The 24279-nt window shown below is 39.5% G+C and carries 22 protein-coding genes and 1 tRNA gene; 14 read left to right on the top strand and 9 right to left on the bottom strand.

The genetic code is table 11. The features are described 5' to 3' along the window. Nucleotides 1-111: 111 nt before the first annotated feature. On the bottom strand, nucleotides 112-1476 hold the full coding sequence (locus tag B3394_RS02725; RefSeq protein WP_286912789.1) for a T9SS type A sorting domain-containing protein: 1365 nt from the start codon (nucleotides 1474-1476) through the stop codon (nucleotides 112-114). A gap of 203 nt (nucleotides 1477-1679) precedes the next feature. Here B3394_RS02725 and B3394_RS02720 point away from each other — a divergent pair, with 203 nt between their 5' ends. From B3394_RS02720 to B3394_RS02705, 4 genes are all read left to right on the top strand, one after another. Further along, nucleotides 1680-3530, top strand: coding sequence for a T9SS type A sorting domain-containing protein (locus B3394_RS02720; protein WP_286912782.1), 1851 nt, complete (start codon nucleotides 1680-1682; stop codon nucleotides 3528-3530). A gap of 359 nt (nucleotides 3531-3889) precedes the next feature. Continuing rightward, nucleotides 3890-4597 (top strand): hypothetical protein, encoded by a 708-nt coding sequence (locus tag B3394_RS02715; protein ID WP_286912777.1) that lies wholly within the window; start codon nucleotides 3890-3892, stop codon nucleotides 4595-4597. A 443-nt stretch (nucleotides 4598-5040) separates the two neighbouring features. After that, nucleotides 5041-6237, top strand: coding sequence for an aminopeptidase C (locus B3394_RS02710; protein ID WP_177730440.1), 1197 nt, complete (start codon nucleotides 5041-5043; stop codon nucleotides 6235-6237). Nucleotides 6238-6341: 104 nt separating this feature from the next. Beyond that, the gene (locus B3394_RS02705; RefSeq protein WP_286912775.1) at nucleotides 6342-7538 is read left to right on the top strand and encodes a DoxX family protein; all 1197 of its coding nucleotides are present in this window, start codon (nucleotides 6342-6344) and stop codon (nucleotides 7536-7538) included. 51 nt (nucleotides 7539-7589) lie between these two features. On the opposite strand, the gene accC is transcribed toward B3394_RS02705, so the two are convergent. The 6 genes from accC to pdxA form a co-directional block, all read right to left on the bottom strand. After that, entirely contained in the window at nucleotides 7590-8939 is a 1350-nt protein-coding gene (accC, locus tag B3394_RS02700; RefSeq protein WP_177730444.1) for an acetyl-CoA carboxylase biotin carboxylase subunit, read from the bottom strand. A 92-nt stretch (nucleotides 8940-9031) separates the two neighbouring features. Beyond that, nucleotides 9032-9517, bottom strand: a complete 486-nt coding sequence (gene accB, locus B3394_RS02695; protein WP_177730446.1) for an acetyl-CoA carboxylase biotin carboxyl carrier protein — start codon at nucleotides 9515-9517, stop codon at nucleotides 9032-9034. 27 nt (nucleotides 9518-9544) lie between these two features. Continuing rightward, complete coding sequence (locus tag B3394_RS02690; protein WP_177730448.1) at nucleotides 9545-10543, bottom strand: beta-ketoacyl-ACP synthase III; 999 nt, start codon at nucleotides 10541-10543, stop codon at nucleotides 9545-9547. Nucleotides 10544-10705: 162 nt separating this feature from the next. Then, nucleotides 10706-10900, bottom strand: coding sequence for a 50S ribosomal protein L32 (gene rpmF / locus B3394_RS02685; protein WP_082482157.1), 195 nt, complete (start codon nucleotides 10898-10900; stop codon nucleotides 10706-10708). 9 nt (nucleotides 10901-10909) lie between these two features. Continuing rightward, entirely contained in the window at nucleotides 10910-11443 is a 534-nt protein-coding gene (locus B3394_RS02680; protein ID WP_177730450.1) for a YceD family protein, read from the bottom strand. Between the two features lie 70 nt (nucleotides 11444-11513). Continuing rightward, a complete protein-coding gene (pdxA, locus tag B3394_RS02675) occupies nucleotides 11514-12563 on the bottom strand; it encodes a 4-hydroxythreonine-4-phosphate dehydrogenase PdxA (RefSeq protein WP_177730452.1) in 1050 nt (349 codons plus the stop codon). Nucleotides 12564-12621: 58 nt separating this feature from the next. On the opposite strand from pdxA, the gene B3394_RS02670 reads away from it, so the two are divergent. The 7 genes from B3394_RS02670 (at nucleotide 12622) to B3394_RS02640 (ending at nucleotide 20285) form a co-directional block, all read left to right on the top strand. Further along, on the top strand, nucleotides 12622-13212 hold the full coding sequence (locus B3394_RS02670) for a riboflavin synthase (protein ID WP_177730454.1): 591 nt from the start codon (nucleotides 12622-12624) through the stop codon (nucleotides 13210-13212). Nucleotides 13213-13288: 76 nt separating this feature from the next. Next, on the top strand, nucleotides 13289-13450 hold the full coding sequence (locus B3394_RS02665) for a hypothetical protein (RefSeq protein ID WP_177730456.1): 162 nt from the start codon (nucleotides 13289-13291) through the stop codon (nucleotides 13448-13450). 564 nt (nucleotides 13451-14014) lie between these two features. Then, nucleotides 14015-14341 carry a hypothetical protein gene (locus tag B3394_RS02660; protein WP_177730477.1) on the top strand — a complete coding sequence of 109 codons (327 nt, stop codon included), beginning with the start codon at nucleotides 14015-14017 and terminating at the stop codon, nucleotides 14339-14341. 157 nt (nucleotides 14342-14498) lie between these two features. After that, nucleotides 14499-17408, top strand: a complete 2910-nt coding sequence (gene lanM / locus B3394_RS02655; protein WP_286912769.1) for a type 2 lanthipeptide synthetase LanM — start codon at nucleotides 14499-14501, stop codon at nucleotides 17406-17408. A gap of 139 nt (nucleotides 17409-17547) precedes the next feature. Then, nucleotides 17548-18039, top strand: a complete 492-nt coding sequence (locus B3394_RS02650) for a hypothetical protein (protein ID WP_286912763.1) — start codon at nucleotides 17548-17550, stop codon at nucleotides 18037-18039. A gap of 627 nt (nucleotides 18040-18666) precedes the next feature. Further along, entirely contained in the window at nucleotides 18667-19455 is a 789-nt protein-coding gene (locus B3394_RS02645) for a hypothetical protein (protein ID WP_286912756.1), read from the top strand. 371 nt (nucleotides 19456-19826) lie between these two features. Then, the gene (locus tag B3394_RS02640; protein WP_286912753.1) at nucleotides 19827-20285 is read left to right on the top strand and encodes a hypothetical protein; all 459 of its coding nucleotides are present in this window, start codon (nucleotides 19827-19829) and stop codon (nucleotides 20283-20285) included. Between the two features lie 96 nt (nucleotides 20286-20381). Here B3394_RS02640 and B3394_RS02635 read toward each other — a convergent pair. Together B3394_RS02635 and mce are read right to left on the bottom strand one after the other, a co-directional pair. After that, a tRNA-Ile gene (locus tag B3394_RS02635) sits at nucleotides 20382-20455 on the bottom strand. 46 nt (nucleotides 20456-20501) lie between these two features. After that, nucleotides 20502-20906 (bottom strand): methylmalonyl-CoA epimerase, encoded by a 405-nt coding sequence (gene mce, locus B3394_RS02630; protein WP_286912747.1) that lies wholly within the window; start codon nucleotides 20904-20906, stop codon nucleotides 20502-20504. A gap of 127 nt (nucleotides 20907-21033) precedes the next feature. Between mce and rbfA the strand changes: the two genes are divergently transcribed. The 3 genes from rbfA to B3394_RS02615 all read left to right on the top strand — a co-directional run bounded on the left by rbfA (nucleotide 21034) and on the right by B3394_RS02615 (nucleotide 24215). Continuing rightward, nucleotides 21034-21426, top strand: coding sequence for a 30S ribosome-binding factor RbfA (gene rbfA, locus B3394_RS02625; protein WP_177730489.1), 393 nt, complete (start codon nucleotides 21034-21036; stop codon nucleotides 21424-21426). Continuing rightward, nucleotides 21427-22626 (top strand): ABC transporter permease, encoded by a 1200-nt coding sequence (locus tag B3394_RS02620; protein WP_177730491.1) that lies wholly within the window; start codon nucleotides 21427-21429, stop codon nucleotides 22624-22626. It abuts the gene before it with no gap. Nucleotides 22627-22787: 161 nt separating this feature from the next. Next, nucleotides 22788-24215 carry an MATE family efflux transporter gene (locus tag B3394_RS02615; protein WP_286912741.1) on the top strand — a complete coding sequence of 476 codons (1428 nt, stop codon included), beginning with the start codon at nucleotides 22788-22790 and terminating at the stop codon, nucleotides 24213-24215. The last annotated feature ends 64 nt before the right edge of the window (nucleotides 24216-24279 follow it).

Genomic DNA, 24279 nt, shown 5'->3' with positions numbered 1-24279 from the left:
AAACAATTCACAAAAATCACAAAACTCTAAAGAATAGTCCCAAAACATTGTTTTTATAAAGAAAAAAGCCCCAAAGTGTTCCTTTGAGGCTTTTTTCTTTAACAGGCGATTTTAATCTTTAAGTATTTTAAATGTCTGGGATTGTCCGTTTTCGGTATAAAACGTAACGAGATACAACCCGGAAGAAAGATTGTCAAGTCCTATTGCCTGTTCTCCGGAAGTGATTGCACCGCCTTTTATTTTCTGTCCCAGCAACGAATATACTTCATATTGATGCCATGCCGGAGCATTTTCCCAATACAATTTATCTTTAACGGGATTCGGATAAAGATTCAGATCCGCAGCCGTAAATTCGCCGGTTCCCAGCGGACATCCCAACACGAGTTTCGGAAGCAGCTGGTTTGTAGTCGTTCCGTCGCCAAAACGGCCATTGCCGTTATAGCCCCATGCCCACAGGGAATTATCGTTTTTGATTGCAAATGAGCAAAAGCTACCGGCCGAAACACTTTTCCAGTCATTCTCCGTTCCAACCTGAGTAGGAACCGGTAAGTTAACGGAATTATTCCCGTTCTGGGTAGCAATTGTATTGCCCCATTGCCATAAGGTCCCGTCTGATTTTACAGCAACCGAATGAAATGTACCGTTGGCAATATCCAGCCAGGTATCTGTACCCAGCTGAAAAGGCGTATTTCTATTAGTAGTGGTTCCGTCACCCAATTGCCGCTGGTCGTTTTGTCCCCAAACCCACAAGGTTCCGTTTGTTTTCAATGCCAGCGTATGAGTTCCTCGTGCTGCCGAAATTCTTAACCAGTCATTATCGGTTCCTATCTGTGTGAGTACATACTGAGAGCCATTATTCCCGTTTCCAAGCTGACCGAACTGATTCCCGCCGCAGCCCCATAAAGTACCGTTATTTTTTATGACAAATGAACGGAAATAGGAGGCTGAAATTGCCTTCCAGTCATTTGCCGTTCCTATCTGGGTGGGTGCAAAAAGATTGGTGTTATTCTGGTAATTCCCCAATTCACCTGCTCCGTTATTGCCCCAGCCCCATAACGTACCGTCATTTTTCAGTGCTAATGTGTGCAGGTTTCCTCCGGATATCGTTTTCCAGTCTGTTGCCGTTCCCACCTGAACGGGAACCAGCCCTTCCGGAGCAGTACCCGCCCCTAATTGCCCTACTTCGTTATTACCCCAGGACCATAAAGTGCCGTCCTGTTTTAACCCGACAGTATGCATGCGTGCCGGTGCAATTTCTTTCCAGCCAACAGCCGATACAACCTGAATGGGTGCTAATCGTTCCTGTTTTGTCCCGTCACCCAATTGTCCGTACTGATTTCTCCCCCATGTCCATAACGTGCCATCCGGCCGAAAAGCAAAAGAATTTTCATCCGAAGAAAATATCGTTGTGACACATTGTGCATACCCGCTGACAGCAAAGGTTGCCGTTAATAATAAGAGTAGTTTTATTTTCAAAATCGATCGTTATTAAGGTTACACTTCGTATTTTTTAACAAAAAAGCTATGCAATTTATTACATATTATGCAATGTTTAAAAATAAAATCACTATTTTACACAACAAAAAAGAATTAATTCCTTTAAAATGACACAATATTCACATTTTTATATACATTTTTATTTTCAGCCCATACACTTATAACAATCAAATTTTAAATGAATGAAAAGAATACTACTCTGTAGCTGTTTGCTGTTAAACACCCTGGTTTTTTCACAAAATTACCAATGGCAATGGGCGAAAAGCGGCGGCGGAAATGCCAGAGGCCTCAACGAATCCCCGGATGCTTACTGGCAATCTTCGGAACAGATTTTCGACATCATTACCGATAGTGAAAACAATTACTATTACCTGGCAACTATTTCACAGGGCAATACCCATATTGCCGGTCAGCCTGTTACTACATACAACGGCGCAGTAGCCGGTAATGACATCGCAATATTCGCAACGAATTGTGAAGGGGAATATTTATGGAGCCGGATAATCGGCGGCAGTCAGCAGGACACTGCCTATAAACTGGCAGTAGACAACCATGGCGGAATTTATACAGCCGTTAATGTGCTGAACAGCGCCTATGAAGGCTCCAATTTATTCCCACCCCGTTTTAGCGACAACAACAGCCTGCCTTACACCCCGATTGACAACAGCCAGATCAGCGAGGCCTGGAAAACCAGTTTTCTATTAAAATACAATGCTGCTGACGGCAGCTTATTGTGGCGTAAAAATTTGCAGGGCGCCGTAAACAGCCAAAACCGCAATGCCAATGCCTACCAGGTAGCGATTGACAGCAACGGCATCCTACACCTGATGGTAGGCTATAGCAAAGGAACTCATTTAAATGGCGCCATTACCGTTCCCGATACCTTTAGCACTACCTACCAGTACTATATTGTAAAATTTGACGTGCAGGGAAATCTACAGGGAAGTCCTATAGTATTACCGGCAGCCGGGACTTTTCTGGATTACCATACCGATTTCAGGTACAATGAAAACCTGAACACCTATTATATAGCCGGTACCCGAAACAATGGCGGCGGTACTTTTCTGCCGCTGGCATACAATAACATCGCTATAGAAGGCCGATCGTATGTACTGGCTATAAATGCTGCAAACGGTTCCGAAAGATGGCGCAAAGAAATGAATACTACCGATACGCAATTTGACGACAGTCGTATTTATGACCTTAAAATAGATTCGAATAATGACATTTATATTGGCGGTAAATTCTTTAATACCGGTAATGCGCCCTTGCTTTTCGGCACGCATACACTCAGCAATAATCTTACCGGCAACATTCCTTTTATTTTAAAAATGAACAGCAACGGCGATGTACAATGGAGCAAAGTTCCGAGTGCCTATATTGATCCTTTAGTGGCAACGGGGCGGCACGCTGCCTATGAAGTCGCGCTGAATGGCAATGAAGTTGCTCTGGCTACTCATGGCCGGTCATCGGTTTGGGATGCTTTTTCTATTGACAGACCGCAGGGACACCGGACAGATCCGGTTTTGATCCGGTTCAGCAAACAAAACGGAAACGTCATCGGCCTGCACGATATTATGAGTATGCCGGGGTTTGACGACGCTATCACAGCGGTTACTGCCGATAATGACGGCAACTATGCCGTGGGCGGTTATTTCCGGTATAATCTTTTTTCCAACAATCCGAATAGTATCCCGACATTACTCAACACAGCCGGAACCGGTAGTTATACCGATTTCTTTTTTGCAAAACTGGCCGCAACCGAATGCGGCGTACCGCTGAGCAGTAAAGCGTTTGGAAAAACATCCGCAACATTGTATCCTAACCCATCGGCTGATGTGGTTTATATTGACAGCCCGGAAACAATACTCCGCTATGAACTTTACAATCTTTTAGGACAACGTTTATACAGCAATACGCTGGCGCAAAATGAGCAACGCATTTCTTTGCAAAATCTGGCTTCCGGCACTTATTTTGTAAAACTGCTAACCCGGCAGGGAGCAAGCATAATCGAAAAAATCATCAAAAAATAACGGCTTTCAGCCTGCCTATAGCCAATGCGGAGTACAGTACTCCGCATTGGCTTTCAAAATATTCCGTTTTTAAAAAGCTAAGCACACAGTACTTTCCGGAATAGTTAATTCAAAATTATTCCTATATTTATCGCGTTGATCATCCGGTATTACCGGATCACAGCAACGCTCCCCCAACCAACACAACCGCTCCCTTTTTCAATTCGTTTATCCACTGTTAAACGGACAGCATGGTTGTATATCATTATCAGCGCCCCTCGCAAATAACACAGGAAGGACACAAACCGTCTTTTCCTGATTTAAAAGCACTATAAACGAAGAACGTAAAAGCCGGAATATTAATATTTAATCTATACACCATGAAATCATCTTCCGAATCAGGCTTTGGAGCCCGGGCGGCTAATGCCGAAAAGTTAGTAACCGCCTTACAGTATTTTGACAACTATCAGCCACAAAAGCCCGGCCAGGGTTTTGCTGCATTCAGCGCGTTGCTGCTGATTGTAAAAGAAAAGAATCGTATGGTTGCCGAAAAAAGGCAAAACTATTCGCTGGCGGTCGAAAACCGAAAGCAGCTTTTTACAAGCGGCGAAAATGCCATCCGCAAACTACTTTCCCCTATCAGGGCTACCATCCGGGCCAGTTTTGGAAAAACGTCCAAACAGGCACATGATATTAACAGCATCATTGCAAAAATCAGGGGAACCAATAAAACCTACAATGTTGACAGGAGTAGTATTGAAAACAACATCAGCCTGTCTTACCGATCGTTTGGTTCACAGGCACAGTTCTTCTCTGATTTGATTGTCAATCTTGAAAATTTCGGAGCGGCTTATACGCCTTCCAACAGTAATTTGTCCATTACCTCCTTAAAAAACCTACTGGCTGAGGCTACCGAAGCGAATAACCTGCTGATGGCTGTTTATACCGAACTACGCCAGGCAAACAGGAACCGCATTACTGCCTATGCAGAACTGTCTGCCACCGCACAGGGCATCAAGGACAGTGTTAAAGCGCAATACGGAACCCAAAAGTCAGAATACCGGCTCATTAAAGGATTCAAAATATAGTTCTTAAAGCATTACAACTACCGGTAGTATCAGGAATACTACCGGTAGTTTGTTTTCCGGATATTTTTAAGGAAGCATCCCTGACCTAAAACATCACTTCTCTTTAACAAACCACTGCATTCCCTTAATCAATATTTACATGATTTAAAATTTATTATGCGTCATCATAAATTCCGGTTGCATAAAACAATCATTCCTTGCATTGCTAAAAAATTGTTGTGCATTGTTATCATTTTTTCTTGCACTACCTCAATAAATCATTACATTATCAAAAGCAACTTGTGCATCGCGTTATCACTTTATCGTTTTATCAGTTGTATTAAATGAAAGAAAATACTTTTCACAAAAGTGAACAAAAGCATAAATAACTGTTAAATTTTAGTTTCCCGTGTAACAAGATTATAATTTCGGACTCCAATTAGAGAAATCAAAAAAATTAAATTATGTACAATTTTTCAATTAAACCGGTTGTATTGGCTTCTGCCTTACTGATGGGTTTAAGTTCCGGATTCGCACAGGACAACTTAGTAAATGCTTTAAAGAATAACGCGAGTTCAAACAGTAAAGAATCGTTTAAATTTACAGACGTAATTAATCTTGAGAACACTTCTATCAAGAACCAGGGTTCATCCGGTACTTGCTGGAGTTATTCGGCTAACTCTTTTATCGAATCAGAAATGATCCGAATGGGAAAACAGCCGGTTGAATTATCCCAGATTTTCTCTGCGCGTAATGCGTATGTAGAAAAGGGAAAAATGTATGTTCGTATGCATGGTGCCGTTACTTTAGGTGATGGTGGTGCTTTTCACGATGTTATGAACATGTACCGAAAATATGGTGCTGTTCCGCAAAGTGTTTATACCGGGTTAAACTACGGAACTGACAAAAATAAATTCTCAGAAATGAGCGCTATCATGGAAGGCGTATTACAGGCGGTTGTAAAGAATCCTAACGGAGAATTAACACCAAACTGGGAAAAAGCATATACTTCTGTTGTAGATTCTTATTTAGGCCAGGTTCCGGCTTCTTTTGATTACAAAGGAAAAAAATATACCCCGCAATCTTTCGCTAAAGAAGTTGTAGGTATTAATCCTGACGATTATGTAGAAATCTCTTCTTTACAGGAATATCCTTATTATACTAAATTCACTTTGTTAGTACCGGACAACTGGGCTTTTGACCAGGTTTACAATGTTAAAATGGACGAATTGACAGAGATCATTGACAATGCTGTTAAAAAAGGATACACTGTTGCATGGGCTGGTGACGTGAGCGAAAAAGGATTCAGCTGGAAAAATGGTGTTGCCTTTGTACCGGAGAAAAACTTTGCAGACATGACAGCAGAAGAAAAAGCAGACATGTTTAACGGTCCAAAACCGGAAATGAAAATTACCGAGGAATTGCGTCAGAAAGCTTTTGACAATTATACAACTACAGACGACCACGGTATGCACATCGTTGGAATCGCTAAAGACCAGAACGGTAAAGAATACTATATCGTGAAAAATTCATGGGGTGTTAGCAATGACTATAAAGGGTATTTGTATATGAGCAAAGATTTTGTGAAATACAAAACTACAGACTTCATGGTTCACAAATCGGCTTTACCGGCGGCTATCGCAAAAAAATTAAAAGTATAAATACTATCATCATCAATCAAGAAAAATCCCGGGGCATGCTCCGGGATTTTTCTTTAATACTAATTCTAAAAAAATGCAGTTATATTTATACAAAACTTTAGTATATGCGGATAAAAAAATATTTCCTGTGTTTTTTGCTTATTTATTTCATTTTTCATCTTTTCAGCTTCCTGTTTGCATTGGTCTTAAACCCAATCGTTTTCTGGTCGGCTAAAAACCTTTTCCATATCAGTTATACTTTTGAGGCAAGAGGTTACGGCAGCGGTGATTATACTTATAAATACATTGAAACGTTCTGGCATCTTTGCCTGAGTTTTATCCTGGCCTTTCCGTTAAGCATGCAGCTCAGCCAGCTTAAAGACAAGAATATCTATAAAGCACTGGCCTATTTTTTCCTGGTATTGCTTCGGGTTTACCTTGCTTTTTATATGCTTGTTTACGGATTCAGCAAGGTGTTTCCTTTTCAATTTCCTCCTGTTCATTATTTCAGACTGGCGCAGCCTTATGGCGAATCGTCACCAATGGGTCTTGCCTGGACCTTTATGCAGTATTCTCCCTATTACACGGCTTTTACCGGCCTTGCAGAAATAATCGGAGGGTTACTGTTGCTGCACCGGAAAACCGTCACACTGGGTGCTGTTATCCTTACCGGAGTTATTTCGAATATTGTGATGATGAATTTCTGCTATGATATTCCGGTAAAGTTAAATTCGATGCACATGCTGCTTGCTGCCCTGATCCTGTTATTGAATGACCGCAAGCGGCTGCTTACGTTTTTTATACAGAACAAACCAACTGCAGCATACGAAGCTCCTTATAACCTTAAAGACAAACGAACAGAGAAGCTCCTGGAAATGGTAAAAACAGGGTTTAAATTATTATTGTTTGCCGGTATTTTTACCGCCTATACCTTTTCGTATATAAAAATGTCAAATCAGGAAGAAGACAATCCGGAATTATTCGGGTTCTATGAAGTGAAGGCCTCCGACAAACCGGTACCTTATGTGAGTTTCGTTTTTGAAACCTATAACGGTGCACAGATTCGCTATACCAATAATGAAGAGCAAAAATTCAATTCAAAGATTGACAGTATTGCGCATACCATCCAATTGTTTTCTATTGAAAAGGACAGCACCGTAACGCCCAAAGAAGTGAGCTTTCAGTATACGAAAACCAAAGACGGCTTAATACTGAACACAAAAGATACGGTCAAAATAGAGTTAAAGCTAAAAACAAAAGAAGATTTCCTGCTTACAAACAGGGGATTTCACTGGATAAATGAAACGCCTTTTAACCGTTAAAACAAAAAGCCTCACGAATTTGTGAGGCTTTTTTATAACAACAAGTTGTTTTTATTCTGTTGGATCTTTCATTACAAAACTCTCCATGAATTTTGTAGTATAGTTACCCGCTACATAATCCGGCTCATCCATTAATTGTCTGTGGAACGGAATGGTAGTTTTAATTCCTTCGATTACGAATTCATCCAAAGCACGTTTCATTTTATTGATCGCTTCTTCTCTGGTTTGCGCCGTTGTAATTAACTTGGCAATCATTGAATCATAATTTGGCGGAATGGTATATCCTGCATAAACGTGAGTATCCAAACGTACTCCGTGTCCTCCAGGGGAATGTAAAGTCGTGATTTTTCCAGGTGACGGACGGAAATCGTTATAAGGATCTTCCGCATTGATACGACATTCGATAGAGTGCAATTGCGGTAAATAGTTTTTACCGGAAATCGGCACACCCGCAGCTACTAAAATCTGCTCGCGGATTAAGTCATAATCAATTACCTGTTCTGTAATAGGGTGCTCTACCTGAATACGGGTATTCATTTCCATAAAGTAGAAGTTTCTGTGTTTGTCAACAAGGAACTCTACTGTACCGGCACCTTCATATTTAATATATTCGGCTGCTTTAACAGCTGCTTCACCCATTTTTTCACGCAATTCATCGGTCATGAATGGCGAAGGTGTTTCTTCCGTTAATTTTTGGTGACGACGTTGAACCGAGCAGTCTCTTTCAGAAAGGTGACAGGCTTTTCCATAAGAATCTCCAACAATCTGGATTTCAATATGGCGAGGCTCTTCGATCAGTTTTTCCATGTACATACCATCGTTTCCGAAGGCAGCACCAGCTTCCTGACGGGCGCTTTCCCATGCTTTCAGAAGATCTTCTTCTTTCCACACAGCACGCATCCCTTTACCACCACCACCGGCAGTAGCTTTTAACATTACCGGGTAACCAAATTCTTTAGCCAGTTTTTTAGTTTGTTCGAACGATTCTAATAATCCTTCAGAACCTGGAATAGTTGGAACACCGGCTTCTTTCATGGTTGCTTTGGCCGTAGCCTTATCACCCATTTTGTCAATCATTTCTGCAGAAGCTCCGATGAATTTAATGCCGTGTTCCTCACAAATTTTTGAAAACTTAGCGTTTTCAGAAAGGAAACCGTAACCCGGATGAATCGCATCTGCATTTGTAATTTCTGCAGCAGCAATGATATTTGACATTTTCAAATAGGATAAATTACTTGGTGGTGGTCCTATACATACTGCTTCATCAGCAAACTTAACATGTAAGCTTTCCGCGTCAGCTGTAGAATAAACCGCAACCGTTTTTATTCCCATTTCTCTACAGGTTCTAATAACACGAAGTGCAATTTCTCCCCTGTTTGCAATTAATATTTTTTTAAACATCTCTTGAAACTTTAAATTTGGATTCTAAATTTTAAATCATTCTAAATGAGGCATAAAAAAACCATCATTCAAAATTTAGCATTTAAAATTTCTTATGATGGGTCTACTAAGAATAACGGTTGATCGAATTCAACTGGAGAAGCGTCGTCCACTAATACTTTAACGATTTTACCGGAAATTTCCGATTCAATTTCGTTAAACAATTTCATTGCTTCAATCACACAAACTACGTCTCCTTTATTGATTGTACTTCCTACTTCAACGAATGGTGCTTTATCCGGAGATGGTTTTCTGTATAGGGTACCGATGATAGGCGATTTAATAGTAATGTATTTTGCATTTTCATCAGCTGCCGGAGCTTCAGTTACAGCAACAGGTGTTGCCGGAGCTACAGCTTGCGGTACAGCAACCTGAGGTGCTGCAGCCTGCATTGGAACATGTTGAACATATGTTGTTTCAGCTGCTCCTGCCTCTGTAGTTTTAATGGTGATCTTAAAATCATCCATCTCTAATTTTACTTCGGTAGCACCAGACTTCGCTACAAATTTGATTAGGTTTTGAATTTCTCTAATATCCATCTTGTTCGGAATTTTGATTTAGTTAGTTTATTGTTTGTTATAAGCCCATTTTAAGTAGATCGCTCCCCAAGTGAAGCCACCACCAAATGCAGCAAAAATTATATTATCTCCTTTTTTGAAAGAGTTCTCAAAATCGGAAAGTAGTAATGGCAACGTTGCAGAAGTGGTATTGCCATACTTCTGAATGTTTACCAACACTTTAGATTCGTCGAGTTCCATTCGGCTTGCCGTCGCATCAATTATCCTTTTATTAGCCTGATGAGCAACCAACCAGTTAACATCTTCTTTGGAAAGATTGTTACGTTCCATTATTTTCTCACTTACATCTGCCATTCCTGAAACCGCATATTTGAAAACGGTTTTTCCATCCTGGTGTACAAAGTGTTGTTTGTTTTTTACGGTTTCTTCCGAAGGTGGCAGGATAGATCCTCCTGCTTCGATTTTCAAAAATTCTCTTCCTACACCGTCACTTCTTAAAAATTCATCCTGAAAACCAAGTCCTTCCGTATTGGGTTCAAAAAGTACCGCTCCGGCGCCATCACCAAAAATGATGCAGGTAGCTCTGTCGGTATAATCAATAATAGAAGACATTTTATCGGCTCCTATTAATAATACTTTTTTATATCTTCCGGATTCAATATAAGCGGAAGCTGTCGATAAACCATATAGAAAACTGGAACATGCTGCCTGTAAGTCGTAGGCAAATGCATTTGTCGCTCCAATTTGTGTTGCGGTATATACGGCTGTAGAAGCCACCGGCATATCCGGTGTTGCTGTAGCCAGTAATACTAAATCAATGTCTTTAGGATCAATTCCAGATTTTTCAATCAGATTTTGGGCTGCTTTTATTGCCAGAAAAGAAGTGCCTTGCCCTTCTTCTTTGAGAATACGTCTTTCTTTAATTCCCGTACGAGTGGTAATCCATTCATCGTTCGTATCCACCATAGTTTCCAGTACCTTGTTCGATAAAACATAGTCCGGAACGTAGGATCCAACTGCTGTAATGGCTGCTGTAATTTTAGTCATAAGGGTTACTTTTTCTTTTTGAAATTTTAGCTAAAAAAAGTGGTGGAAATTACAAAAAAAATCCGAAACCCAACCTCTTTTATTGCTACTTAATTCGTTTCAAAGGGTTTTTAACAAAAAAAACTCCCACATAGTGAGAGTTTTCTCTATTATTTTCTTTGATTAAGCAACAGCTTCTTGCTTATCAATTACAACTTGACCTCTGTAGTACATTTTACCTTCATGCCAGTAAGCTCTGTGATATAAATGTGCCTCTCCTGTTACAGGACATGTAGCAATTTGAGGAACAGACGCTTTATAATGCGTTCTTCTCTTATCTCTTCTTGTTTTCGAGGTTTTTCTCTTAGGATGTGCCATCTTACTATATTATTTATCCGTTAATAGTTGTTTTAATTTATCCCATCGGGGATCAATATTTTCTTCTTCTTTGTTTTGTTCTTTTGGAGCCAGTTCATTCAATTTTTCAATTGCTTCCGACTTTAATGTTCCATCCTTTATTCCGGGATGAATTCTTTTTGACGGTACGGAAAGTACAATTAGTTCATAAATGTACTGCATGATGTTGACCTGAAATTCGCCATGAGGCAACACTAGCAACTCATCGTTCTCATCATTATAGGTATCACCGAATTTTACAATCAAATTCATCTTACCTTTTATTGGCAAATCAAATTCCTCACTTGTCAAATCACAAGGAACGTTTACAGTGCCTTTGTGTTTAAAACTGAGTTCAAGCATCGTGCTTTTCTTATCCAAAACCACATCTACTTTGATATTGACATCGTTGTATTCATCAAAATCAAAGTTCTCAAAGAACTTTTTATCTATCTGATATTCAAACTGATGCTTACCTTGCTTCAATCCTACAAACGGGATTAAAAATTCTTTATCATTGTTCATAACAACAGTTTTGAGCGTGCAAAGATATAAAATTATTGTAAATCCAAACGAGTTGTAAACATTTTTTTGTTTATAACTGCTTTTGTTTTGTTTTTAAAGGGTTTTTAACCAGCTCTTTGTGTTCATTTCTATTGTGATACACATCCAGTGCCAGATAAACGGCTTCTTTAAACGAGTTATAATCCGCCTCTCCTTTTCCGGCTATTTCATAGGCCGTTCCGTGATCGGGTGAGGTTCTTATTTTATTCAGTCCAGCCGTATAATTCACTCCGTTTCCGAAAGATAGCGTTTTAAAAGGCACCAATCCCTGGTCGTGATAGTTAGCGATAACCGCATCATATTTTTCATATTGACTCAGTCCAAAAAAGCTGTCTGCCGAAAAAGGCCCGAAAACCAGGATACCTTCATCAAACAATTTTTTCAGTGCCGGTTTTACCACCTCATCATCTTCTTTACCAATCACGCCATTATCACCACAATGCGGATTTAATCCCAAAACAGCTATTTTCGGCTTTGTGATCCCAAAATCTTCAATAAGGCATTTATGTACGGTTTCGATTTTTTTCCGGATAAGGGCTTCCGTCAGGTGACTGGATATTTCATTTACCGGAATATGGTCCGTAAATAACCCTACTCTTAAATTGTCCTGAACCATCAGCATAAGCGCATCACCTTCCAGTTCCTGATCCAAATAATCCGTATGTCCCGGAAAATGAAATTCTTCCGATTGAATATTATACTTATTAATAGGAGCGGTTACCAGTACATCGATCAAACCGTCTTTTAATGCCGCAGTTGCCGCTGTAAACGATTTAATAGCATATTTCCCTACCGTTTCGTCATTCACTCCAAATTCAAGATTAACGCCTTCTCTCCAGACATTCAGTACATTTATTTTTCCGGGTACTACCTGTTCTAATTTATCAATCCCCTGAAGATTCGAATTCAACCGCAAGGTTTTCTTGATAAAGGAGAGTATTTTCACATTTGCAAAAATCACCGGCGTGCATAACTCCAACATGCGTGTATCTTCAAAAGTTTTCAATACAACCTCACTCCCAATTCCGTTTAAATCTCCAATAGAAATTCCTACAATTATATTTTCTGCTTTTTTCACCATGTCCACTAGTTATTTATTGCTATTTTTGGATATGCAAATTTAGCAAAATAAATCAGTTATGTTTACAGGAATTATTGAAACTCTTGGCACCGTTCAGGACATTCAAAAAGAAAACGATAATATACACGTTACCGTAAAATCTTCTATAACCGGCGCGTTAAAAATTGACCAGAGTGTTTCCCACAATGGTGTCTGCCTGACCGTTGTTGCCATTAATGAAGACACCTATACCGTTACCGCAATTAAAGAGACTATTGAAAAGACCAATTTAGGCGAGTGGCACATTGGCGATACGATCAATTTAGAGCGCGGCATGAAACTGGGTGATCGTCTTGACGGGCATATCGTTCAGGGACATGTGGACCAGACCGGTATCTGCAAAAGCATTGAAGATGCTAACGGAAGTCATTATTTTACTTTCGAATACGATTCAAAGCAGAATAATATCACCATCGAAAAAGGTTCTATCACTGTTAATGGGGTAAGCCTTACGGTTGTCAATTCAAAAGAAAATGAATTCAGCGTGGCGATCATACCGTACACACTGGCACACACTAATTTCAAGAATTTCAAGGTTGGCTCAAAAATCAATCTGGAATTTGATGTAATCGGCAAATATGTCAGCCGACTGCACGAGCTGCGAAAATAAAAAAAAGCGTCCTGATTAACGGGACGCTTTTTTTATAGCTATATTTTTAAAGTAATAGAATGCATAAATCAATCCAATGCCTAACAGAAAATACACACTTCCGTCAATCGGTGCTCCCGGCGGCGGCGGCGCTCCTTGTGCCGGCGGTGGCGGTACAGGTGCTCCCATTATTGTGAATGTATTTAAAACGAAACAGGAAACGACTCCTATCTTTAATGCACTGTCTTTCATTTGGTAAAAGTAAAAAATATTCTTAATGTGAATACAAAATCTTTCATAAGTTAATGTTAACCTTAAGTCACAAGCACCAACTTATTCATATTTTTACATTAAGCCATAATTAACCTATCGGACACGAATGTAGCAAGTTTTCTTAACAAAACAATGTTTTTTTTAAAAAAACAAGTGAAAATCTTATTTTTTTCGACCATCACACTTTTATAGGGGTCGAAATAACACATGCAACAGAACAATCACTTATTCCAAAGACCGTAAATTTCAAAAAATCAGCTTCCGGCCAAATTAACCGCAGCTGCCCTAAAAACCGCCTGAATCCGGGGCTATTCCCTTTTGCAGCAGCCTTTCATTACACTCTGTTAATCCACAAAACACAACCAAACAAAATACTGATTAACAACAATATAAGGTAAAATTACTTAGTTTTTAAAACCCGTAATATCACCCTTTTTTAACCACATTTTTAATCCTTACTTAGTAGTGTCATTCCGAAGCTTCATTTTTTTGACAAGCGGAAACCGAAAAGCTAATAAGAGTAGGTAAAAACAATTAAAAAATAACAATTATGAATTGGCCCAAAACTATTGCTTTGTCCGAATTAGACAAACTAAAAATCGAAAGTGCAACTAACGGACAATTAAGAAAACGCTTATTAAGCGAGCCGGAAGTTGTTTTTAAAGAAAGAGGAATAGACGTTCCGGCTGGAGTATCGCTAAATGTTGTTGAAGATACCGATAAGAGCCACACTTTTGCTTTATTGCCATTTGTAGGAAGCGATCTGTCTAAAGCACCTTTACAAAAAGCATCCAATGCCTCTACATGGGAATGTACTACATGTACACCAACTTCTCCGATTTGTGCAGGTTCTTTAGCTTCTCTTACTTGTGCATAATTAACGGCATCGCATTGTTAATTATACCTGAGCTAAAACACGGAAAAGAAAATCTTTTCCGCAATATCTATATTTTATCCAAATGAGGTTGTTTTCCATTGTGAAAACAACCTCATTTATTCGCTTTCTCTTTACTCACTTTTAAAATCCTAATAGTATGCTTGTTACAGAAAAATTTGTACCAAAAGAAACCTGTATTGACATGGAAGAAGCCGGTGTACTGGCCCGATCTCCCATAGTACCGGAATTATTCCAGGAATTACTGGAAACTGCCGAAAAAGAGCTGGTTGCCACCACAAGCATTTCTACAGCGTTATTTAAAAGTGCCTTACCCGACTTTATCCTATGCTACGAGCAGCACCTGGCGCGGCTTACCAATCTTACCATCCTGCAGCGTTTTTCCAGTTTTCACCTGGCGTTAAACCCTTTATGGAGACCCAGGAAAGCAGCACCCGGAAAAGCGGCAACAGGGAGCTCCAGAACCATTCTGGATGCTTACATTAACTGGGAAGAAACCTTGAAATTACTTTCAACAGAAGGACCGTATCCCGAATTAGGCCGCTTAGTCGCCCTGACGAAGAAAAACTGGCTGGAAAACACCCGCATAATGCTGGAACGCATTGCACTGCATCATGAAGAAATCGCCCGGCTGATGGGCATCACAACAACAGCATTAGGAAATATTAAATCGGCAAAATTCGGAATATCCGACGCACACAATAACGGTCAAACCGCCGCTATTTTGTCTTTTGGCGATCGAAAAATAGTATACAAACCCCGTTCTCTTGACGGAGAAGAAGGCTGGAATGCCATTGTAAACGAGGTCCTGAATACCCGGATGAAAAAAGCAGTGCTTGTTCCTAAGATCATCAAAGGCGATGGTTACGGCTTTATGGAGTTCATCGGCTCCGAAGACTGCTCCCATACCGATGAAATACAATTGTGTTACGAACGGTACGGCGCCATCCTGGCTATCGCACACGTGATCGGCACCTGCGATCTGCATCATGAAAACATCATCGTTTCCGGTGCTCATCCGGTTGTTATTGATGCCGAACCTTTATTCCGGGCACGCCTCGGCATTTCCCAAAGCGGTGAAGACCGGCTAAAATTCGAACGAAACCTGTCGCTCGAAGGTTTAGATGTAAAGGAATCTGTTTTAGAATTGGGAATCCTTCCTTTGGTCATGAAATCACCGTTAAAAAATGAAGAAAATGAAGATATTCAGGCAGAGCATGAAATCGGAGCTTTGGTTCCTTACGGCCTGGAGTCTTTTTACGATATGCTTCCCTGCGCAAAAGACAGCGACGACCTGCAAATAAGACCTATCAAAGTAAAAGCCTCCTCTTTTCCGAACCTGCCTTATTTAAACGGCACCGTTCAGCTGCCAAAAGATTATCTTGATGAAATCATCAATGGCTTTACCGCTACCTATGAGTATCTGGAACAGTACAAAGACGATTTTCTTTCCGATGACGGCTTTTTAAAAAATTTCGAAACCGCTAAAATCCGGATGCTGGCACGACCAACAATGGATTATACCAACATATTATCCCGTTCCCTGAGTCCGGAGGTTTTAAACGACTATGAAGCCCGTAAAGAGCTCATAAAAACCGACCTGGAAATTACATCCTGTCAAAGAATGGACACTATAGACGGCTTGCTGGAAACCGAACTGAACAGTATATTGGGCGGGGACATTCCTCTTTTTGAACTGCCTTCCAATGTACTGCAATACAAAGCATCGGCATTGTTATCCACTCCGTTAGACTGTGCCAAAAGCCGATGGAAGGCTATGGACAGTTTCGACAAAATGCTGCAGGTTACCAGTATAAAGGAACGATTATTACAGCGAGAAAAGAATGTTATTGCCAACAAACCCACTGCATTTCAATCCGGGGATTTATTACAGCACGGCCTTGAAATAGCCGCTTCGCTTTATGATGCTGCTATTTCCAAAAACAAAGCGCCACATTGGGTATACACCAGTTACGCCCCCGGTTTTGCTGCAACCATGGCACATATTGACCGGGAATCGCTCTATGAGGGAGCTGCCGGAACGGCTTTAGTTTTAGCCGAAGCCGGGCGTCTCGGCGGTCAGCGGGAATGGCAGCAACTGGCTGTAAATGTTTTTGATCCTTTGCTAAACGGCGAAAAACCTGTTGCCGCCCATCGGGGTGCCGGAATCGCCAGAGGACTCGGCGGTCTCCTCTACTCGATGACAAGAATTGCCCAGTCGGCAGACAGCGATCAGCTTTTAAACACCACGACTGCCATTGCCACACAATATGCTCCTGAAATCAACGAAAAAGAGGTGCTGAATGAAGTTTTATATGGTCGCGCCGGATTACTGCTGTCCTTATTGTCATTATACAAAGTAAATCCGAATGCCCGCTTACTGGCAATAATAGACGACATTGCGATCACCTTAAAAAGAAACGTCATTAGCAACAGTGAAGAGGCTTACTGGCAGGTTCCAAACGGCAAACCGCTTCCACACGTAAGCCACGGAAACTCCGGAATAGCAATGGCTTTAGCCAGATGGGCAGCATTGAGAGGCGATGATGCCGCTGCACAAATTGTTTTAAAAGCCATGCAGTTTGACGATAACTTCTGGAATGAAAAAGAAAAAGGCTGGGACGATGCGCGTTTCCTTCATTTAGACCACGACAAGAAAACCAACTGGAGCTGGTGCAACGGCCGCTCCGGAGCTATTTTATCCCGATTATCGATTGCCCAGGCACTGGGCATCCCCTTTGAAAGCAACGCAATGATCTCCGATTCCATACAGGCCGAAAAAACAGACGTACTGGAAGATGTCTCCTCAGGTTTGTGCTGCGGTACGGCCGGCGTAATTGACGTCATGCTGGAAGTAAAACATCATTGCTGTAATCATCATGTAGACGCAACATTGGAGCATGCTGTAAAAGCAATCGCAACAAAATCGCCTTGCAGCCATTATTCCACCTTAACATCGTCCCTGTTTACCGGTTCTTCCAGTCTGGCATTTAGCTTAATGCGGGCTGCTAAACCGGATGTCGTTAAATCGGTCTTGTTTTTTGAATAATTCTGAAAAGCTACGAGACTTTAAAATAATTGATTTTAAGTTTTTTGTTGTGGATTTACTGATATATATTCTATTTTCGATCCTGATAGCATATACAATATCTGCTGTCGTAAAAAAAACAAATATCATTAAATACATTATGAAATACAACCACTTATATAGAATTATCTTTTCAGTGCTATTAATAACTACTTTTATTTCCTGTAATAATATAGCGGCCGGAAGCTACCCTTTTGCCGAACGATATGATATATATGCATCGGAGAAACTTTTAATCACCGCAGTAGTAAACTTTAAAAAGCATCATCCTGAATTTAATGTCCCAAATACTATAACCTTAAAAGGAAATCCTACAAATTTAAAGGATGGTCACAACGGAAAAGATGATTACTGGTGTCACATCTATTTTTATTATCCTGACAATGATCAAATAATTAATTCATGGATTAGATCCGCAGATAATGAAAAAACAACATTTGCACTTGTCAGCATAAACCAAGGTTTAGAAATTGGAAACTGGAAAAAAATAAATAACGATTTAAATGGTATAGAAAATGAGTTTCAAAAGAAAAAATTTGAAAAAATCATTATTAATGGTATAAAGAAAGAACTATCGAATTTGAAAAAATAAAATTCATAGTAATGTTAAACGCTTACATCAGACAGGTTTTCGAAACCTGTCTGATGTTTCAATCTTTATTTCTATTTTCAGATGCATATATCAACAAAAAAAGCCTTGTATTTCTGTAAAGCTTTCTACTAAAAACCTGTGGAACTAACAGGGTTTGAATCAGTGATTACCTGATTATGAGTAGAACAATAATATTTCCTTATGTTAACCAATAATATCAAAACCATAGCAGATATAAACACAGGAGCCGGCTTTGCCATCTCAGCATTAGAAACTGTTCCAGGTTTTTTCAGGCTGACCAAATGGATCATATAAAGATAGCACCCTATGCTTTAAACCCCTTTCTAGAGCTAGCGAGAATTAATAATAAACGTTTTCAATACAGTCCAAAAAAATTAAACATCATTTGAGTTTTTTTTTGGACATGAAAAAATTCACGAATCAGTAGCCGCTAAATAGAGGACCTCAAAGACGCAAGAGAATCATGTTGCACAAGTTTTCTGAGACATTAAAAGCAGCCCAGCCTGTTTAGCTAATGATGAACTCCTCGCTAGAACCAATATACCGCTTAACTTTTATGAATCTAACCGAGTTTTCATTGATTTACACTATATTTATCGTATGGGAATGAAAATTAAACACATACTATATTTCTTGCTATTTCTTACATGTCAAACAGGGTTTTGCCAAAAAAAAGACACTATTTCTATTAGATTTAATTTAATAGAATATATAAATTTTGCAAAAGAAAACATTCAAGAACGGTATAATTTCACCTTAAAAAACAGGGAATTATTAAAAACTTATTTAGATCAGGACACCAGATTTTTACTAACAAATTACAAATTAGAAGATTTAAAAATCACTTCAATCCCAAATTTTAAATTAAGTAAAGATACGCAGATCTGTAAAAAAAATATTATTAACTATATAAAATTTGATTTCAATCCCGAAAATCAATCGTACAATATTTATCTAAATGATAAAATTGTTTGTGATGAAATACCAATGTATAAAAGTGATGATAAATCTGACATTATGTTTTATAGTCTCATAGGTAATGATTTTAAGAATCCAATCAGAATTGGCGGGGCAAACCGAGGATACCTGATGAAATTAGGACTAGAAAAGAAATATCCTACTTTTATGATAGACGGTATTCCTCCTGACACTTATTTCATAATTGACAGTGGCATTATCTATGCTATTACAAATCCTGACAACACTGGGAATTACAAAAAAACTGAAATTAATGAATATTTTGCTACCTTTTTAGGCGAAGATGGTTTGAAGAAAGTTCTGAATAATGAATTCTCTGCTGTTCTTCATCAAAAAATGAGACGGTTGAAAAATGAGACCAAACCTGATCTTCAGTTTTTCAACAAACTTTATTATATCCAGCTTATTCTTAAATAAAAGGAACTTAAAAAAAACAAAAAGCTTTTCAATATCCTAAAGTTTTTTTGTCTCTTTTACCCGATTTAACTATTCTTAACAATCATTTTCAAATAATTCATCCTATATGAATACACTATATTACAAAGTATAAAACCTAAATGCAAACTTATTAAATAACATTCGTACTAACGGGTATTCAAGAATCTATAAAGTACGTTGACTACGATGACGTTAAATATATCATTGGTGGACATCATTGATTTTACGCTTCTCAAAGATTAGGAATGCAAAACCAGATTCAGTTACCATATGGTGGATATAAAAGCATAATGAATTTGATTAAGAAGCCAGTAAACACACGGAATTGGGAAATTTATAAATAACTAAGTATGGCACTTTGGCAATATACATTTCAGATTTTACCTAAAGAAAATTTTAAGGCTTTGGAAAAAAGCGTAGAAATTTCTTTGGACGATAATTTGTTCGATGAGGCCCCATATTGGCAGATTAAACCTCTCAATAAATCCTATTTTTTCAAAATAGGAAACATATTACAAAAAAGCAAGTCGTGGTCTAAAGAAATTGACTTATATGGTAATCAAGAATCTAATTGTTTTGAAGTGTTCTTTGATGGCAAAACAGATGATGTAACATCAGTCTCTTTCAGGATAGATTTCACATCGGATTATGAAATGGTTCTTAATAACATCATGGAATTCTGTATTTTAAAAGGCTTAATAGTCTTGGATGAAAAATTGCAACTTGTGCCTTTAAATTGTGAATCAATAAGAAATCTTATCGAAAATACTCCACAAGTAGAAACGTATAACGAAATAAAAAAAAGTTAAAGACCTGAATAAATCGGGTCTTTTTATGTGTCTCATCCTAAAATAAGTTAACAAAAAAAGCGCTACAGTAATGTAGCGCTTTCCATTAAAAACCTGTGGTCCCACCTGGGCTCGAACCAGGGACCACCTGATTATGAGTCAGGTGCTCTAACCAACTGAGCTATAGGACCGGTTTTGAGGTTGCAATATTACTATTATTTTTTATTTAGTGCAAGCTTAATTCGAAATTTCTTGACATAATTCTACCAAAACCCCGTTCGTTCCCTTAGGATGAAGAAACGCTACCAATTTATTATCGGCCCCTTTTTTAGGTATCTCGTTTAGCACCGTAAAACCTTCTGCTTTTAACCGCGCAATTTCCGATACGATATCTTCCACATCAAAAGCGATATGGTGAATGCCTTCCCCTTTTTTCTCAATAAATTTCGCAATAGGGCTATCCGGATTGGTCGCTTCCAGCAATTCAATTTTATTGGGTCCGTTCATAAAGAAAGAGGTTTTTACACCTTCACTGGCTACTTCTTCCTGTTTGTAAGCCGGAGCTCCAAACAGCTTTTCAAAAACAAGATTGGACACTTCCAAGTCTTTTACGGCTATACCGATATGTTCAATTTTTCTCATCTGAATATTTCAAAAATTTCTTTAAATCCCGCCGGAGATTCTGCTTTTATTCTTAAAACAAAGATAAAAAACTTTATCCGGCTGCAACTTTAAAAATTTACTACTCAAAAAATCGTATTTTTGCAGCATGGAAACAAATAGACAAAAAAAGATAGGAACCGTTTTGCAAAAAGATCTTGTAGATATTTTGCAGGGCGAAGTGCGTAAAAACGGAATTAGCAATCTAATTATTTCTGTATCAAAAGTGAGCGTTACGACGGATTTATCCATCGCAAAAGTATATTTAAGCATCTTCCCGCCCGAAAAAGGACCGGAACTTTTAAATGCGATCCGCACCAATACCCCTTTAATCAAACACGACTTATCACAACGTGTAAAATTACAATTGCGTAAAGTGCCGAACCTTTCTTTTTATATCGACGACAGCCTTGACTATATCGAAAAGATAGACAAAGCCCTTACCGGAGAAGAAAACCCGATTGAAAACCCGGAACTTTTAATCAAAAGAAAGAAATCATAATTGAATTTCCCGTTTTACATAGCAAAACGTTATACGGTTAGTTTCAGTAAGAGTACTGCCATTAACATTATTACCGGGATTGCGTCGCTGGGCATTATTGTCAGCGCCATGTCCCTGTTTGTTGTGCTATCCGTATTTAGCGGTTTGCGGGAATTCAGCCTTTCCTTTGCGAATGATACCGATCCCGATCTGAAGATATCGGGCACCACCGGAAAATCATTTGAAATCAGTCCGGAACAGGACACACAGCTTAAAAACTCCAAAACCATTGCCTTATACAGTAAAGTTGTGGAAGAACGGGTCCTTTTCTATTTTAACGGAAAAGAACAGGTGGCTTACCTGAAAGGCGTAGACAGTATTTTTAAAAGTATCAATCCTTTTGACAAGAAATTCTACGGCGGCCAATGGCTCAATCCAAATACCAGCCAGGTAGTGGTAGGTCTTGGAATCACCAACAAGCTTTCGATGGGACTATTCGATTACAACAATCCTTTCGAGGTTTTTGTACCGAAACCCGGAAAAGGCACTATCGAAAGTCCGAACGACGCTTTTAACAAAGCGGTTCTGGTACCCATCGGGATTTATGCCATTAACGAAGATCTGGACAACAAATATGTTTTTGCCGACCTTGGCCTGGCACAGGAATTACTGCAATACAAACCCAACCAGGTTTCTGCAATGGAAGTAAAACTGAAACCAAATACTACGGATGATGCGGCTATAGCCGAATTAAAAACCATCTTTAAAAACAAGGTCACCGTAAAAACCCGTGCGCAGCTAAACGACAGTTTATACAAAATGCTGAATACCGAAAACATTGCCGTTTACCTCATCTTTACACTGGTAATTGTTGTAGCCTTATTTAATCTGGTCGGTGCCTTAATCATGATGATCCTTGATAAAAAAGGCAACCTGAAAACCCTTTTTAATCTGGGTGCCGAAATCCGGCATCTGAGAGGCATTTTCCTGTTACAGGGCAGCCTGCTCACCTTTACAGGAGGCGTTATCGGACTTCTTTTAGGAATTATAATTGTCATTCTCCAAAAGCAGTTCTCGCTGATCATGGTTACACCAAGCATGGCTTATCCGGTTGTTTTCAGCTTTACCAACATCCTTATTGTTTTACTGACCATCATGGTTTTAGGCTTCCTGGCGTCATTAATCGCTTCGAGCCGTGTCAGTAAAAAATTATTGCAATAATTATTGCCGTACAAAATAAATCGTACATTTGTCACTCTCAAAATTGAAAGCCGATGATTGTTTCTGTACAGTCCTAAAGGCATCCATTGCTGATTAGGACATTCCGATTTGTTTTTTTCGCCCTATTCTCAGGGCTCATTAATCATTAATCCTAATTTGTTATGACAGAAACCCCTATATCACAAGGTTTATTCTCTAAAATTTTCAGCACTATAAAACAAGCCGTTAAAGGCGACGAAACTTTCGATTACACATCCGGAAGCATTAAAAAAGCAGTCATCCTGTTAGCCATTCCAATGGTTTTGGAAATGCTGATGGAATCCGTTTTTGCGTTAGTCGATTTGTATTTTGTCGGCCACCTGGAGCACAGCAGCTATGCTATACAGACGGTTGGTCTTACCGAATCGGTAATCACGATTATTTACTCGTTAGCCATCGGGATCAGTATGGCAGCCACAGCCGTGGTAGCACGCCGTATTGGTGAAAAAGATCCCGTTGCCGCAGCCAAAGCCGGTATGCAGGCGATTGTTATTGCCGTAACGATCAATACCGTTATCAGTATTTTAGGCTTTATTTTTGCCAAAGAGATCCTGCTGCTGATGGGCTCATCGGAAGAAGCGGCTGCCTATGGCGTGAATTTCACCCGCATCATGATGGGCGGAAGCTTATGCATCATGCTGCTTTTCCTGATCAACGGTATTTTCAGAGGAGCCGGAAATGCGGCGATTGCAATGAAAAGTTTATGGATTGCCAATATTTGCAACATCATTTTATGCCCGATATTAATTAACGGATTCGGACCCATTCCGGCATTCGGATTAACCGGTGCTGCTATTGCCACCACTACCGGAAGAAGCCTTGGTGTTGTATACCAGCTCTATCATTTGTTCCGCGGAAAAGGTATTTTAAAAATCATCCCGTCTTATTTTATTCCGGATTTTGAGCAAATCAAAGCTTTAGTTAAAATCGCCGCTCCGGGCGTTTTACAATTTGTAATTGCGTCCTGCAGCTGGATCTTTTTAGCACAGCTGGTTGCAACCACCGGAGGCGATCACGGCTCTGCCGGTTACCAGACCGCTTTGCGGATCATGATGTTCTTTATCCTTCCGGCCTGGGGACTAAGCAATGCCGCCGCTACCCTGGTAGGGCAGAATTTGGGCGCCAAGCAGGTGGAACGTGCTGAAAAATCGGTTTTAACAACCGCAAAATATAATGTCATATTTATGGTAACGATTACCGTAGTTACGTTTTTATTTGCCAACTATATCATTGGTTTTTTCACAAACGATATTCAAGTAAAAGATATCGCCGTTGAAGCTTTGCACATCATCTGCCTGGGCTATGTATTTTACGGAATCGGGATGGTATTGATCAACACTTTTAATGGTGCCGGCGATACCCTGACACCAACGTGGGTGAACTTTTTCGGATTCTGGCTGTTCCAGATCCCACTGGCCTATTTGCTGGCCAAATACTACCAGATGGGCCCTACCGGTGTTTTTATCGCCATTCCGGTATCGGAAACTGCGATCACGATTGCCAGTATTATTTTGTATAAAAAAGGGCGCTGGAAACGCATTGAAGTATAACAAACAAAAAGGAGCAACTGCGTTGCTCCTTTTTTTATAACATCTGTCCCGTCCTGAAATAAGT

Origin of the sequence: Flavobacterium sp. UBA4197 (assembly GCF_002379575.1) — a bacterium.
GTDB classification, from domain to species: domain Bacteria; phylum Bacteroidota; class Bacteroidia; order Flavobacteriales; family Flavobacteriaceae; genus Flavobacterium; species Flavobacterium inviolabile.
Note: the sequence above shows the minus strand (reverse complement) of the source record. Positions and strands in the feature narration are given on the sequence as shown.

What these genes read in the sequence shown, in the direction of transcription:
- B3394_RS02720 (WP_286912782.1), top strand. Translation starts at nt 1,680, where the DNA reads ATGAAAAGAATACTACTCTGTAGCTGTTTGCTGTTAAACACCCTGGTT.
- B3394_RS02650 (WP_286912763.1), top strand. Translation starts at nt 17,548, where the DNA reads ATGAAATACAACCACTTATATAGAATTATCTTTTCAGTGCTATTAATA.
- B3394_RS02670 (WP_177730454.1), top strand. Translation starts at nt 12,622, where the DNA reads ATGTTTACAGGAATTATTGAAACTCTTGGCACCGTTCAGGACATTCAA.
- B3394_RS02690 (WP_177730448.1), bottom strand. Translation starts at nt 10,543, where the DNA reads ATGACTAAAATTACAGCAGCCATTACAGCAGTTGGATCCTACGTTCCG.
- B3394_RS02640 (WP_286912753.1), top strand. Translation starts at nt 19,827, where the DNA reads ATGGCACTTTGGCAATATACATTTCAGATTTTACCTAAAGAAAATTTT.
- rpmF (WP_082482157.1), bottom strand. Translation starts at nt 10,900, where the DNA reads ATGGCACATCCTAAGAGAAAAACCTCGAAAACAAGAAGAGATAAGAGA.
- B3394_RS02645 (WP_286912756.1), top strand. Translation starts at nt 18,667, where the DNA reads ATGAAAATTAAACACATACTATATTTCTTGCTATTTCTTACATGTCAA.
- B3394_RS02705 (WP_286912775.1), top strand. Translation starts at nt 6,342, where the DNA reads ATGCGGATAAAAAAATATTTCCTGTGTTTTTTGCTTATTTATTTCATT.
- B3394_RS02665 (WP_177730456.1), top strand. Translation starts at nt 13,289, where the DNA reads ATGCCTAACAGAAAATACACACTTCCGTCAATCGGTGCTCCCGGCGGC.
- B3394_RS02680 (WP_177730450.1), bottom strand. Translation starts at nt 11,443, where the DNA reads ATGAACAATGATAAAGAATTTTTAATCCCGTTTGTAGGATTGAAGCAA.
- lanM (WP_286912769.1), top strand. Translation starts at nt 14,499, where the DNA reads ATGCTTGTTACAGAAAAATTTGTACCAAAAGAAACCTGTATTGACATG.
- B3394_RS02710 (WP_177730440.1), top strand. Translation starts at nt 5,041, where the DNA reads ATGTACAATTTTTCAATTAAACCGGTTGTATTGGCTTCTGCCTTACTG.
- B3394_RS02660 (WP_177730477.1), top strand. Translation starts at nt 14,015, where the DNA reads ATGAATTGGCCCAAAACTATTGCTTTGTCCGAATTAGACAAACTAAAA.
- B3394_RS02715 (WP_286912777.1), top strand. Translation starts at nt 3,890, where the DNA reads ATGAAATCATCTTCCGAATCAGGCTTTGGAGCCCGGGCGGCTAATGCC.
- mce (WP_286912747.1), bottom strand. Translation starts at nt 20,906, where the DNA reads ATGAGAAAAATTGAACATATCGGTATAGCCGTAAAAGACTTGGAAGTG.
- pdxA (WP_177730452.1), bottom strand. Translation starts at nt 12,563, where the DNA reads ATGGTGAAAAAAGCAGAAAATATAATTGTAGGAATTTCTATTGGAGAT.
- B3394_RS02615 (WP_286912741.1), top strand. Translation starts at nt 22,788, where the DNA reads ATGACAGAAACCCCTATATCACAAGGTTTATTCTCTAAAATTTTCAGC.
- accB (WP_177730446.1), bottom strand. Translation starts at nt 9,517, where the DNA reads ATGGATATTAGAGAAATTCAAAACCTAATCAAATTTGTAGCGAAGTCT.
- rbfA (WP_177730489.1), top strand. Translation starts at nt 21,034, where the DNA reads ATGGAAACAAATAGACAAAAAAAGATAGGAACCGTTTTGCAAAAAGAT.
- accC (WP_177730444.1), bottom strand. Translation starts at nt 8,939, where the DNA reads ATGTTTAAAAAAATATTAATTGCAAACAGGGGAGAAATTGCACTTCGT.